This is a genomic window from Actinoplanes sp. NPDC051470 (assembly GCF_040682035.1).
Taxonomy (GTDB): domain Bacteria; phylum Actinomycetota; class Actinomycetes; order Mycobacteriales; family Micromonosporaceae; genus Actinoplanes.
On sequence record NZ_JBFBAA010000001.1, the window covers coordinates 479,532 to 492,507 of the forward strand.

The window sequence follows — 12,976 nt, forward strand, 5'->3', positions numbered from 1 at the left end:
GAGCCAAGCTATGGGGCGAAACGGACTTACCGCTTGCGCCGGACCAGCGTGATCACGGTCAGGATCAGGAGGCCGGCGTACGCCCAGACGAACACGCTCATCAGCAGCGTCGGCCAGTCCACGTCCCAGCCCGCGCCCGTGGCGACCCGGCGGGCCGTCTCGGGGTCGTCGGCCGCCCCACCGCGGGACAGCCACTTGAAGGGGAAACCGCGGCCCTCGACGTACGCGTACCGGCAGCAGACCGCCGTCGCCGACACCGCCAGACCGGCCACCGTGCCCGCCACGCCCGCACCCAGCCCGGTCAGCCCGGCGGGACGGAGCGGTAGGCGTACCCGATGGGGCATGAGCAGGACCAGACCGCCCAGCGCGACCACCACGCCCACCGCGATGTCGACCGGCGGGATCGGCGCGCCCAGGTTGAGCAGGATCCAGGTCAGGCCGCCGACCAGGCTCACCGCGCCCAGCACCCAGCTCCAGAACCGGCCGCCACCGCCGCGCTCGTCCTCTCCCGGGGCGGTATCGCCGGGTTGTTCCCGTTCGTCCGGTGCCGCGTCAGCCATCGACGAAGTATGACCGAACCCGGGGCGCGCGGAACTGTCGGACCACTTCCGTACCCTGATGCCGTGACCCAGGAGCCCAGGAGCACCGCCGACGAGCCGTGGCCCGTGCGCGTGGTCAGCCAGAAGGTCGGCGCCTGGGTGGCCAAGCTGGGCTGGGTCTGGGTCGACGGCCAGGTCGCCCAGATCAGCCGCCGGCCCGGGTCCACGGTGGTCTTCCTCACCCTGCGCGACCCGTCGGCCGACCTCAGCCTGACCGTCACCGCCCACCGCGACGTGCTCGACGCCGGCGCCCCCGAGCTGGCCGAGGGCGCCCGGGTCACGCTGCACGCCAAGCCCGAGTTCTATCCGGCCCGGGGCACGCTGAGCCTGCGCGCCGACGAGATCCGCCAGGTCGGCCTGGGCGAGCTGCTGGCCCGGCTGGAACGGCTGAAGAAGCTGCTCGGGGCCGAGGGCCTGTTCGCCCGGGAACGCAAGCGGCGGCTGCCGTTCCTGCCCCAACGCATCGGGCTGATCACCGGCCGGGCGTCGGCCGCCGAGCGTGACGTGCTGATGAACACCCGCCGGCGCTGGCCCGCCGTCGACTTCCGGGTGATCAACGTGCCGGTGCAGGGCCCGACCGCGGTGCCCCAGATCATCGACGCGCTCAAGGTGCTCGACGGCGACGACACGGTCGACGTGATCGTCATCGCCCGCGGCGGCGGCAGCGTGGAAGACCTGCTGCCGTTCTCCGACGAGGCGCTGTGCCGGGCGGTGTTCGGCGCGCGTACGCCGGTGGTCAGCGCGATCGGCCACGAGACCGACGCGCCGCTGCTCGACTACGTGGCCGACGCCCGCGCCTCCACCCCGACCGACGCGGCCAAGCGGCTGGTGCCCGACCTCGACGAGGAACGCCAGCTCATCGCCTCGGCCCGCCGCCGCCTCGACCGCGCCGTGGTCACCCTGCTCGACCGCGAACAGCACCGGCTCGACGCGTGGCGCTCGCGGCCGGTCCTGGCCCGCCCCGAGACCCTGATCGACCAGCGCGCGACCGAGGTGACCGGGTTGCGCGACCGCGCCGTGCGCAGCCTGGAACACCGCCTCCGCCGCGCCGACGACGACCTGCGCCACACGGTGGCCCGGCTGCGCGCGCTGTCCCCGAGATCCACGCTGCAACGCGGCTACGCGATCGTGCAGCGGGCCGACGGCCACGTGGTCCGCGCGGCCGATGAGGTCAAACCCGACGACCAGCTCCGCGTACGCCTGGCCGCCGGCGAGGTGCAAGTGACGGTGGGAGAGCCCGAATGACCGACGACAAGCAGCTCACCTACGAGCAGGCCCGCACCGAACTGGCCGGCGTGGTGGAACGCCTCGAGACCGGCGGCAGCTCGCTGGAAGAGTCGCTGTCCCTGTGGGAGCGCGGCGAGAAACTGGCCGACGTCTGCCAGACCTGGCTCGACGGCGCCCGCACCCGCATCGAGGAAGCGCGGGCCGCCCGCGACACCGATTAGGAGATCTCCGGCTAGGGGATCTCCGACTCGGCGCCGAGGGCCACGGTCGGCAGGTGGCCGTCGAAGTCGACCGCGGAATAGAGCGCCAGCTTCTCGAGCCGGTGCCACGAGTCGATGACCCGGATGGTGCCCGACTTCGACCGCATCACGATCGACTGGGTGTGTGCGCCGCCGGCCCGGTACCGGACGCCCTTCAGCAGGTCGCCCGACGTGACCCCGGTGGCCACGAAGAAGCAGTTGTCGCCGGTCACCAGGTCGTCGGTGGTCAGCACCCGGTCGAGGTCGTGGCCGCCGGCGATGGCCTTCTCGCGCTCCGACTCGTCGAGCGGCCAGAGCTTGGCCTGGATCATGCCGCCGAGGCACTTGAGCGCGCACGCCGCCGTGATGCCCTCGGGGGTGCCGCCGATGCCCATCAGCACGTCGACGTCGGATTCCAGCCGGGCCGCCGAGATCGCGCCGGCGATGTCGCCGTCCGAGATGAACCTGATGTTCGCCCCGGCGTCCCGCACCTCTTTGACCAGGTCGGCGTGCCGCGGGCGGTCGAGGATGCAGACCGTCACGTCGGCGATGGTGGAGCGCTTCGCCTTGGCGATCCGGCGGAGGTTCTCGGTCGCCCCGGCGTTGATGTCGATCACGTCGGCGCAGTCGGGGCCGACCGCGATCTTCTCCATGTAGAAGACGGCGCTCGGGTCGAACATGGCGCCGCGCTCGGCGACCGCCAGCACCGCGACCGCGCCGGGCATGCCCTTGGACATCAGCGTGGTGCCGTCCACCGGGTCGACCGCGACGTCGACCTCGGGCCCGGTGCCGTCGCCGACCCGCTCGCCGTTGTAGAGCATCGGGGCGTTGTCCTTCTCGCCCTCGCCGATCACCACGACGCCGCTCATCTGGATCGAGTTGATCAGCTTGCGCATGGCGTCGACGGCGGCGCCGTCACCGCCCTCCTTGTCGCCGCGACCGACCCAGCGGCCGGCGGCCATGGCCGCGGCCTCGGTGACCCGGACCAGATCGAGGGCGATGTTGCGGTCGAGATCCTGCGGGACACGGGCGCCGGGCATACGGAGGGCCTCCTCGCGACTCTGCGATTGTGGATGTCCCGATCCTCACACGAGCCGAGCCGCAAAGTCCCGTGCACGCGACATGGTTAACAATGGTCCCGTGGATGAGGAGCAGGCCGGTCGACCGGCCGAGCCGGTCGAGCCGGCGGACAGGCCGGTGCGGCTGGGCCGCCGCGAGGGCCGGTCGCCCCGCGACATGGCCATCTCCCTGATCGTCCTGCTGATCCCGATCGTGCTGCTGCTCGCCTTCTACCGCCTGGTGCTGGGCGGGGGCTCCCCGGTCACGGTCGACCCGGCCGACGCCATCCAGCAGGCCCGCACGGCGGCCGTCTTCCCGGTGGCGGTGCCCGGCGACCTCGGCGACGACTGGCACACCATCTCGGCCACCTGGCGCGACGACCCGAACGGCGCCACCCTCCGCCTGGGCTACGTGGCGCCCGACGACGACTCGGCCCTGCTGATCGAGAGCAACGTCCCGGCCGCCCAGCTGCTCCCGGCCGAGCTGGGCAAGGAGGCCAAGCCGCGTGCCACGGTCCGGGCCGGCAACGCGGCCTGGCGCAGCTACCTGGCCCGGCCGGGCGAGACCGCGCTGGTCCTGAGCGACCCGACCCGCACGATCATCGTCACCGGCAACACCGACCCGAAACACCTGGAAGCCCTGGCCGCGTCCCTCAGCTAGAGGATCTCGACGTACCCGTCGGTCCCGTGCACGCGGATCCGCTGCCCGTCCCGGATCAGCCGGGTCGCGTGCTCGACCCCGACGACGGCCGGCAGGCCGTACTCCCGGGCGATCACCGCGCCATGCGTCATCAGGCCGCCCACCTCGGTGACCAGCCCGGCCACGGCCAGGAAGGCGGGCGTCCAGCTGGGATCGGTGTAGGCGGTGACCAGGATGTCCCCGGGTTCGAGGTCGGCACCGGCCATGTCCAGGACGACCCGGGCCCGGCCCTCGACGGTTCCGGCCGAGACGGGCAGCCCGACCAGCGCGCCGGGCGGCAGGTCGCCGCGCCGGTAGCTGCCGGTCACGACCTCACCGTCCGAGGTGAGCACCCGGGGCGGGGTGAGCGTCCGGTAGGTCGCGAAGGCGTCCTTGCGCTCGCCGATCAGCCGGTCGTCCACCGTCCGCGTCGCCACGACCTCGCGGAGCTCGTCGAACCGCAGGTGGTAGATGTCCTCGCGGTCGGCCAGCACCCCGGCCCGCACCAGGCGGTCGGCCTCCTCGAGCAGGGCCTGCTTGTAGAGGAAGTAGCGGCTGATCATGTGGTACTTCGGGAACTCGCGGTAGCCGCTGAACGTGCGTACCCGGTCGATCATCCGCTCGGTCTCGGCCGCCTTGCTCTCCCCGTCGGGCAGCTCCCGGAGCCGTGCCACCAGCTCCCGGCGCTTCTCCTCGGCCTGCCGCCGGCCCTCCTCGAAGAGCCGCTGATGGGCGCCGGGCTCGAAGTTCCGGATGTTGCTGAGGATCATCGGCGCCAGCTCGGCCGGTCGCTCGCTCCACCGCGGCCGGGTGATGTCGATCTCGCCGGCGCAGCGCATGCCGTACCGGTCCAGGTAGGCCCGCACGGCGTCACGGGCCACCGCCGGCAGCTCCTCGATCGACCCGCGCTCCAGGGCGTTCACCGCGTCCGGGTACGGCCGGATCGCGTCGGCCACGTCGAGCAGCGCCAGCCCCATCTCCGAGGTGACGTTGCCGGCCACCGACTGGCTCAACGTGTCGGCCGTGTTCTTCTCACCCAGCCACTCCAGCAGGTGGTCGTTCAGCCACCAATTGGCCTCCATCCCGGCCATGATCGCCTGCATGTTGCGCGGTTCGGCCTGGATCCGGCGCAGCTCCTGGACGTCGGCCCGGATGAAGTCGAGCAGATCAACCCCGGTCCGGGTACGGATGTCGCGCGCCAGCTCGGCCAGCGACGCCCGGACCCGCTCGGTCAGCTCGGTGACCAGGGCCGGACCGTCCTCGATGGGGTCGGCCGCGGTGCTGCCGGGCGGCGTCCACGGCGGGCCCTCGGCCGGCGGCGGCGGCAGGAAGCCCTCGCGCTCGACGATGGTCCGCAGCGCGTCGCCGATCAGCGGGTCCGACCGGGTGCCGAGGCCGTCGATGAGCGCGTCCCGGGACGCGGGCACGGCCAGGATCGGGGTGACGTCGACGAACAGCCGCCCGCCGGCCTCGGCCATCGGCCGGGGCGTGGTCATCTGCCAGAACGCCAGCCCGAGGGGTTTCAGCGGGTCGGTCATCATCTGCTGATGGCCGACCGAGACGTAGACGTGGTTCCCGTCGTCGCCGGCCACCGGCACCGGGAACAGCGTGGTGATCGGGCGGCTCTGCACGATCTGGAACTCGTCACCGGCCAGGCACCACTCGATGTCCTGGGGCCGGCCGAAGTGCGCTTCGATGTGCCGGCCCAGCCGGACGAGTCGGAGCACCTCGGCGTCGGTCAACGCCGGCTGTTCCTGACGCTCCGGCTCGACCGCCCGTTCCTCCGTACCGCCCTCGGGCCGGGCCTGGACGGCCAGTCGCTTGGCCGACACCGTCCGGGCGATGATCTCGCCGGACCGCACCCGGTAGACGTCCGCGTTCACGATGCCCGAGACCAGCGCCTCGCCGAGGCCGAAGGCGGCGTCCACCGTGGCGATGGTCCGGTTCGAGGTCACCGGGTCGGCGGTGAACAGGATGCCGGCCGCCCGCGGGACGACCATCCGCTGCACCACGACGGCCATCCGCACGGTCCGGTGGTCGATGCCCTGGTGCTCGCGGTAGCTGATCGCCCGGTCGGTGAACAGGGAGGCCCAGCACCGCCGGACGGCGTCGAGGACCGCGTCGGCCCCGATCACGTTCAGGTACGAGTCGTGCTGACCGGCGAAGGAGGCGGTCGGCAGGTCCTCGGCGGTCGCGCTGGACCGGACGGCACAGGCGGCCTTGTCGCCCAGCGCGAAGAGCCGGTCGGTGATCGCCGCGACCAGGTCGTCCGGGAGTTCCACCGCCTCGACGATCCGGCGGATCTCCGCGCCCGCCTGCTCCCCGATCAGCGGCGTGACGATCCGTTCGAAGGCGGCGGTGGTCACGCAGAAGCCGGGCGGCACCCGGACGCCTTCGATCCGGGAAAGCTCCCCCAGGTGTGCTCCCTTGCCGCCGGCCCGGGCGATCTGGTTCGAGCCGATGTCCGTCAGATCCATGATTTCGCTGGTCACGCGGGAGATTGTGCGCCAAACCCGGGGTCTTGCCGCAAGACGGGCACTCCGCTATACCTTGAAGTGGGAGGACGACCATTCGCCGTACGGCATCGGGCTCGAGGTCATCGGCGGACCGGGTTTGATCCGGCGAGCCGCCAGCACCGCGAGCACCGCGCCCGGCAGGCAGCACAGCGCCGAGACGAGCAGGTGCGACCCGACCGATCCCGGCGCCAGCCACACCCCCAGCGCCAGCAGGGCCGTGAGCAGGCCGGCCGCCCAGGTGATCAGCGTCCAGCGGCCACGGTCCGGGCCGCGGCCGTTCACCTGGGCCGTCACCGTGATCGCCAGGCCGATCGTGACCACGCCGGTCACCGCCGGGCCGACCACCAGGAAGATCGACAGGGGCCACTCCTCGAGGCCGGCGTAGGCGAAGGCGATCATGATCACCGCTCCGCCGGCGACCAGTCCCGGCGCCAGCCACCAGACGCTGCGGCCGTTCGAGCCGCGGCCGGCCGCGACCGCTCCGCCGGTCAGGATCACCAGGCCGCCGAGCAGGACGATCACCGCGATCATGGTGCCGAGCTCGAAGACCCGCTGGGATCCGGTCTTCTCGCCCAGGGCCGGCGGCGGGTCGGCCGACGACGCCGGGAACCCGATCCGCTGCCAGCGACCACCCGGCTCACGCATCGCGAAGCCGTCGCGTCCGTCGGCCACCAGCACCACGTGCCCGCCCGACCGGCGGTCGTGCACCGCGAGCGCCACCGACGCCAGCTCGTCGTCGAGGCGGCCGAGGTCCGGGTAGTGCCGGGCCAGCAGGGCGCGGTCGTCCTTGGTTACCAACCAGTCGGTAGACCAGGTGCGGCCGCCGTCCACGCTGCGCTCGACCCCCAGCGCCTTCGGCACCACCCGGTAGCAGACCAGCGGCTCGGCGCCGGAGCAGTTCTGCGTCTGCCGCACCGGTGGCGTGACCGGGGCGAGCACCGGCGAGGCCGCCGGGCGAACCACTTCCGTCCAGGTCAGGCCGTTATCGCGGCTGACCACCTCGGCCGGCACGGTCTCCTCGGTGTAGAGGTGGATGCCGTCCGGGTCGCTGGTCACCCGCGTGGCCTCGGGCCACTGCACCGCGCTGGTGGCGGCCACCCCGACCAGGGCGAGCGGCAGGACGACCGCGACGCGGAAGGCGCGCAGCCATCGGGGCGCGGCCGGAACGGCTGTCCGGTACGCCCACCACGCCACCCCCAGGAACGGCAGCGTCAGCAGGTCGGTGGGGTCGGCCCGGACGATCGACGGCCCGTGCGCCAGGCTCCAGGCCGCGGAGGCGAGCTCGGCACCGTACGGGAAAGTCTTGACCAGGAAGAAGCCCACCCCGACGGACCACAGCGCGGCGGCCGGGCGCCGGACCAGCAGGGCGAGCAGCGGCGGCGCCAGGACCAGGCCGGCGGCGTCGCTGAGCTTGCCGGTGACCGGGCCGGGCCAGAGGCCCTTGAGCAGATGGTCGTTGACGACCAGCACCAATAAGGCGATCAGCGTGGCCGGATGCCCCAGCCACGACCAGAGACGATTCCCCCGTGTATTCACGAGGTTCACGATCCGTGGTTCAGATCACACCCCGATCGCGGGACTGTGGAGAGTCAGTCGCCGTAGAGGTTGGGGCCGGGCAGGAGCGGCTGGGCCGCCCGGGGGCGACGGCGGCGGAAGACGACGGCCGCGATCGCGCCGCCGAGCAGGCCGAGCAGGTGTCCTTGCCAGGAGATCGGCTGGTCGGTCGGCAACACGTTGTAGAGCTGGTACCAGTAGAGTAACCCGATGAACGCGGCCACGCCGAGGTTCCACCAGCTGCGCTCGACGAAGCCGCGGGCGACCAGCAGGCCCAGGTAGCCGAAGATCACGCCGCTGGCCCCGACCACCACGCTGTCGGGGTCGCCGATGAACCACACGCCCAGCCCGCTGATCAGCATGATCAGGAACGTCGACCAGATGAACCGCTTGGCCCCGCCGGCCAGCGCGAACGTGCCGACCAGGATGAGCGGGACCGCGTTGCCGTACAGGTGGTCCCAGCCCGCGTGCAGGAACGGGCTGAACAGCACGCCGTCGAGGCCCTCGATCTGGTGCGGGATGATGCCGCCGGCCACGTCGAGCTGGCCGCCCATGCCGATGTCGAGCACCTCGACCAGGAACAGGAACGGGATCACCCCGCACATCGTCACGAACGCGCGGCCCAGCGACGCGTAGAACGCCACCGTGCCGAATCTGGTCGCGGCGGCGTCGTCGGTCGTGTCGCCCCACCCGATAGCCATGTCGCCCATGGTGACAGGCCGTCGCACGGACGGCCACCGCTCAGCCCAGCTTGTGGACGGCCGCGCCGATCGCGGCACGGAAGGTTCCGACCTGGGTGTAGACGCCCGGATAGCCCTCGCGGGCGCAGCCGTAGCCCCAGCTCACGATGCCGACCTGGACCCACTTGCCGCCGGACTTGGCGACCATCGGACCGCCGGAATCACCCTGACAGGTGTCGACGCCCTTGCGCCCGGCGCAGATCGACTCGTCCTTGACCAGGTCGACGTCGGCCTTCTGGTACGCCTTGGCACACGCGTCGTCCGAGATGAACGGCACGGTCGCATAGCGCAGCTTCCGCTGCTGCTTGTCGGCGTCCTCGCTGGTCAGACCCCAGCCCATGACCGTGTACGGTCCGTCCGGCGTCGCCACGCCGGCCAGCTCGAGCGTCGGCAGGTCGAGCGCCCGGTCCAGCTTGATCACGGCCCAGTCGTCGCCCTTGGTCTCGCCCTTGAAGCCGGCCGCGCGGATCACCCGGACCGATCGCGCGGTGACCGCCTTGGACGACTTGAGGTCGGTGGCGCCCGCGGTGACCTTGATGTCGGTGTTCGGCCCACTGCCGGTGACGCAGTGCCCGGCGGTGAGCACCACCTGCCGCGCGATCAGGGCGCCGCCGCAGCCCATCGAGAGCCGGACCATCCACGGGAATCTGCCCTGCGGCGCGGCGTCACCACCGACGACCACATCGGCGGCCGACGCCGGGGCGGGGGCGAGGAGCAGGGCGACCAGGAGCACCATCAATTTCCGGACCATGTGGACATTTGACCAAAGTCCGGGCAGAAACGAGGGAGGTACGCGCCCGCGTACCTCCCTCTCCGTGTCGAGTGTTTAGTACCAGCCCGCGCTCTGCGAGTGGGACCAGGCGCCGCACGGGGTGTTCCAGCGGCCCTTGATGTAGCCGAGGCCCCACTTGATCTGGGTCGCCGCGTTGGTCTTCCAGTCCGCGCCCTCGGAGGCCATCTTGTTGCCCGGCAGCGCCTGCGGGATGCCCGTGGCGCCGGAGCTCGAGTTGTAGGCCTTGACGCTCCAGCCGCTCTCCTTCTGCCACAGCTTGTTCAGGCAGGGGAACTGGTCGATCTTGAAGCCCTTGTCGAGCATCAGCGCGCAGCCGATCGCGCGGTTGCCGGAGAACTCGTCACAGGAAGCGGGGATGTCGCCGGTGAACGGCACTTCCTTGCCGCTGCCGCCGGACGACGACGACTCCTTCTCGGCGGCCTTCTCCTCGTCGGCCTTCTTGTCGGCCGCCTTCTTGTCGATCGCCTTCTTCTCCAGCGTCCGCGCCTTGCCGGCGGCGATCTTGGCCTCGGCGGCGGCCTTGGCGGCGGCGTCGCTCTCGGCCTGGCGCTGCCACGCGCGGGCGGCGGCGTGCTGGGACTGGCGTTGCTTCAGCAGGTGCTCTTCGTCCACGGTCGCCTGGACGACGAGGCGCGCCTTCGAACCCTGCTGCTGGGTGACCCGGTTCTGCCCGAAGTACACGCCGCCGACGATGCCCAGGACGAGCAGTCCGACCGAGATGACGCGAACTCCGACCCGGCTCCAGAGCCGATTCACGAAGTGGATCCCTTCGTAGGGGGCAATGGCGCGACACGGAGAGTCACCGACGACGCACGTCGGTGGCGGACCGTGCCGCGAGCACCGCGACCCCCTCCAGGGCCGTCGCCTCGACCAGGGTCGATCGAGGCGGTGGCCACGAAGTCGATCTCAACCAGGTGGGCCACGCGATGGCGCTCGCCAGACACCATGGCCCAAGGTGAAGTCGATGTGAAACGACGGCGCGCTCTTGTGAAGTAGCTCACAGGTCGTTACGCATCAAAAGCGGGCAGATTCCCCCATTCGAGGGTCACTACCGAGAGCACAGACCCGCCTACTGAGGGATGTCCTCCAACAGATCGGTGACCACCTCGGCGATCGGCGAACGCTCCGATCGGGTCAGCGTCACGTGGGCGAAGATCGGGTGGCCCTTGAGCGCCTCGATGACCGCGGTCACACCGTCGTGCCGGCCGACCCGCAGATTGTCCCGCTGCGCCACGTCATGGGTGAGCACGACGCGTGACCCCTGGCCGATCCGGGAGAGCACGGTCAGCAGCACGTTCCGCTCGAGCGACTGCGCCTCGTCCACGATGACGAAGGCGTCGTGCAGGCTCCGGCCGCGGATGTGGGTCAGCGGCAGCACCTCGAGCATCCCGCGGGCCATGACCTCTTCCATCACGTTGGCGTGTACCACCGCGCCCAGGGTGTCGAAGACCGCCTGCGCCCACGGCGACATCTTCTCGGCCTCGCTGCCCGGCAGATAGCCGAGCTCCTGGCCGCCGACCGCGTAGAGCGGGCGGAACACGACCACCTTCTTGTGGCGGTTGCGCTCCATCGTCGCCTCCAGGCCGGCGCAGAGCGCCAGCGCCGACTTGCCGGTGCCGGCCCGGCCGCCCAGCGACACGATCCCGATCGACTCGTCCAGCAGCAGGTCGAGCGCGATGCGCTGCTCGGCCGAGCGGCCACGGAGGCCGAACGCCTCGCGGTCACCGCGTACCAGCTTGACGGTCTTGTCGGGGTTGACCCGGGCCAGCGCCGACCCCTTGGACGAGTGGATGACCAGGCCGGTGTGGCACGGGAGGTTCTCCGCCTCCTCCAGCTGGAGCTCGTCGCCGCCGTAGAGCCGGCTCACGTCGTCCTCGGCCAGCTTCAGGTCGGCCATGCCGGTCCAGGTCGGGTCACTCGCCTGCCCGTGCCGGTACTCGTCCGCGGTCAGGCCCACCGAGGCGGCCTTCACCCGCAGCGGCATGTCCTTGCTGACCAGCGTGACCTCGCGGCCCTCGGCGGCCAGCCCGAGCGCCACCGAGAGGATCCGGGTGTCGTTCGAGTCGTTGCGGAACCCCAGCGGGAGCACGCTCTGGTCGGCGTGGTTGAGCTCGACGCGCAGCGTGCCGCCCTCGTCGTTGCAGAGGACCGGCTGGTCGAGCCGGCCGTGCTTGATGCGCAGCTCGTCCAGCATGCGCAGGGACTGACGGGCGAACCAGCCGAGCTCGGGGTGGTGCCGTTTGTCCTCCAGTTCGGAGATCACCACGAGCGGGATGACCACCTCGTGGTCGGTGAACCGGCGGAACGCCGCCGGGTCGGACAGCAGGACCGAGGTGTCCAGCACAAAAACCCGCCCGGTGGGGGCGGGTTCCTGGTCGGTGTGCCGGTCACGGGCCCTACGTCGGCCCGATGCGGCTCGAGTGCCGGAGACTTTGGCGGCCGGGTCGAGGGAGGGGCTCCCGGCGTCAGTACGGCGAGATGTCACAGGCCTGCTCCAGCGGGCGTGCAACCCGGTACGCCCGCGGTCCGCCACCTCCGGCGCCCATCGCCTAAGCACGGGGTCGGGATGCGGGCCCCGTGGCGCTCTCTGTCGCAGGTCCGGGCGGCCGGCTGGCTGGGGTTGACCCCCGGCCATACCTGAAACGCTAGCGTCCATCCGCGCAACGCGGTAGTGGCACGATCACACGCCGCGCCGGACGGTGGATGTTGAGAACTTCACGTGCATGAACCACCCGGCTGTACGGGTAGTCTGAGGGTCGTGGCAGAGACCGCACGTCCCTCTCATCCACCAGCCCCCGACGATGCCTGGCGCTTCACCGCCGAGCGCGCCAAGGACTCCACCTTCTTCTTCGACTTCGACGGTGTCCTCTCCCCCGTCACCGACGACCCCGACGCCTCCCAGCCGGTCCCCTCCGTCCTGGCGGTGCTCGACGACCTGGCCGGGGTGGTCGACCGGGTGGCCATCGTGTCCGCCCGCCCGGTGAGCTTCCTGCGGTCCCGCTTCGAGCGGCTGGCTCGGGTCGACCTCTACGGGCTCTACGGGCTCGAGGTGTGGCACGAGGGCGAGGTGGTCACCGAGCCGGCCGCCCTGCCCTGGGTGCCGGCCATGTCCGACCTGGCCGAGCGCGCGCGAACCGAGCTTCCGGCGCAGATCCTGGTCGAGTACAAGCGGCTCTCGGTCGCCCTGCATTACCGCACGGCGCCCCAGCTCGCGACCGCGGTCGGGCGCTGGGCCCACGAGCAGGCCGAGGCGCTGGGCCTGCGGATCCAGGGCGGGCGCATGGTGTCCGAGCTGAAGCCCCCGGTCGACCAGGACAAGGGCATGGTGATCAGCGAGGGTGTCAAGGCGGCCGGCTGCGCCTGGTATTTCGGCGACGACATGAGCGACATCAAGGCGTTCGACGCGCTGCGCGCGCGCGAGGCGGTCGACCCCGGCTTCTTCGGCATGTGTGTGGCCGTGGCCAACCCCGAGACGGGCGCCGAGGTGTCCAGCGCGGCCGACCTGACGCTGGAGTCACCGGTCGCGGTGGCCGACTTCCTCCGCGAGGGCCTGCGGCACTTCTAGATCGGG

General features: G+C 71.5%; 12 protein-coding genes. 4 read left to right on the top strand and 8 right to left on the bottom strand.

Features of this window, described 5'->3' with window-relative positions; genetic code table 11:
• Positions 1–26: 26 nt before the first annotated feature.
• A complete protein-coding gene (locus AB0M54_RS02330; RefSeq protein WP_364468697.1) occupies positions 27–560 on the bottom strand; it encodes a hypothetical protein in 534 nt (177 codons plus the stop codon).
• A gap of 63 nt (positions 561–623) precedes the next feature.
• On the opposite strand from AB0M54_RS02330, the gene xseA reads away from it, so the two are divergent.
• Together xseA and AB0M54_RS02340 are read left to right on the top strand one after the other, a co-directional pair.
• A complete protein-coding gene (gene xseA, locus AB0M54_RS02335) occupies positions 624–1,844 on the top strand; it encodes an exodeoxyribonuclease VII large subunit (protein WP_364468699.1) in 1,221 nt (406 codons plus the stop codon).
• Positions 1,841–2,047 carry an exodeoxyribonuclease VII small subunit gene (locus tag AB0M54_RS02340; protein WP_364314150.1) on the top strand — a complete coding sequence of 69 codons (207 nt, stop codon included), beginning with the start codon at positions 1,841–1,843 and terminating at the stop codon, positions 2,045–2,047. Before xseA ends, AB0M54_RS02340 begins: the two co-directional genes overlap by 4 nt.
• 11 nt (positions 2,048–2,058) lie before the next feature.
• On the opposite strand, the gene glpX is transcribed toward AB0M54_RS02340, so the two are convergent.
• Positions 2,059–3,105: a class II fructose-bisphosphatase gene (glpX, locus tag AB0M54_RS02345; RefSeq protein WP_364314148.1), complete on the bottom strand. Its 1,047-nt coding sequence runs from the start codon at positions 3,103–3,105 to the stop codon at positions 2,059–2,061.
• Positions 3,106–3,205: 100 nt separating this feature from the next.
• Here glpX and AB0M54_RS02350 point away from each other — a divergent pair, with 100 nt between their 5' ends.
• Positions 3,206–3,784, top strand: a complete 579-nt coding sequence (locus AB0M54_RS02350) for a DUF4245 domain-containing protein (RefSeq protein ID WP_364468701.1) — start codon at positions 3,206–3,208, stop codon at positions 3,782–3,784.
• On the opposite strand, the gene rph is transcribed toward AB0M54_RS02350, so the two are convergent.
• The 6 genes from rph to AB0M54_RS02380 form a co-directional block, all read right to left on the bottom strand.
• Complete coding sequence (gene rph / locus AB0M54_RS02355; RefSeq protein WP_364469176.1) at positions 3,781–6,279, bottom strand: rifamycin-inactivating phosphotransferase; 2,499 nt, start codon at positions 6,277–6,279, stop codon at positions 3,781–3,783. The genes AB0M54_RS02350 and rph overlap by 4 nt on opposite strands.
• Positions 6,280–6,345: 66 nt before the next feature.
• A complete protein-coding gene (locus AB0M54_RS02360; RefSeq protein WP_364468703.1) occupies positions 6,346–7,854 on the bottom strand; it encodes a hypothetical protein in 1,509 nt (502 codons plus the stop codon).
• Between the two features lie 53 nt (positions 7,855–7,907).
• Entirely contained in the window at positions 7,908–8,573 is a 666-nt protein-coding gene (locus AB0M54_RS02365) for a rhomboid family intramembrane serine protease (protein ID WP_364314140.1), read from the bottom strand.
• 40 nt (positions 8,574–8,613) lie between these two features.
• Positions 8,614–9,363: a serine protease gene (locus AB0M54_RS02370; RefSeq protein WP_364314137.1), complete on the bottom strand. Its 750-nt coding sequence runs from the start codon at positions 9,361–9,363 to the stop codon at positions 8,614–8,616.
• Positions 9,364–9,438: 75 nt separating this feature from the next.
• A complete protein-coding gene (locus AB0M54_RS02375) occupies positions 9,439–10,161 on the bottom strand; it encodes a lytic transglycosylase domain-containing protein (RefSeq protein ID WP_364314134.1) in 723 nt (240 codons plus the stop codon).
• Between the two features lie 313 nt (positions 10,162–10,474).
• Positions 10,475–11,890 carry a PhoH family protein gene (locus tag AB0M54_RS02380; RefSeq protein ID WP_364314132.1) on the bottom strand — a complete coding sequence of 472 codons (1,416 nt, stop codon included), beginning with the start codon at positions 11,888–11,890 and terminating at the stop codon, positions 10,475–10,477.
• 273 nt (positions 11,891–12,163) lie between these two features.
• On the opposite strand from AB0M54_RS02380, the gene otsB reads away from it, so the two are divergent.
• Positions 12,164–12,970, top strand: coding sequence for a trehalose-phosphatase (otsB, locus tag AB0M54_RS02385; RefSeq protein ID WP_364314129.1), 807 nt, complete (start codon positions 12,164–12,166; stop codon positions 12,968–12,970).
• Positions 12,971–12,976: the final 6 nt, after the last annotated feature.

Excerpts from the sequence above, each read along its gene's own strand:
- glpX (WP_364314148.1), bottom strand. The coding sequence starts at position 3,105 with ATGCCCGGCGCCCGTGTCCCGCAGGATCTCGACCGCAACATCGCCCTC.
- AB0M54_RS02365 (WP_364314140.1), bottom strand. The coding sequence starts at position 8,573 with ATGGCTATCGGGTGGGGCGACACGACCGACGACGCCGCCGCGACCAGA.
- AB0M54_RS02340 (WP_364314150.1), top strand. The coding sequence starts at position 1,841 with ATGACCGACGACAAGCAGCTCACCTACGAGCAGGCCCGCACCGAACTG.
- AB0M54_RS02330 (WP_364468697.1), bottom strand. The coding sequence starts at position 560 with ATGGCTGACGCGGCACCGGACGAACGGGAACAACCCGGCGATACCGCC.
- AB0M54_RS02370 (WP_364314137.1), bottom strand. The coding sequence starts at position 9,363 with ATGGTCCGGAAATTGATGGTGCTCCTGGTCGCCCTGCTCCTCGCCCCC.
- rph (WP_364469176.1), bottom strand. The coding sequence starts at position 6,279 with ATGGATCTGACGGACATCGGCTCGAACCAGATCGCCCGGGCCGGCGGC.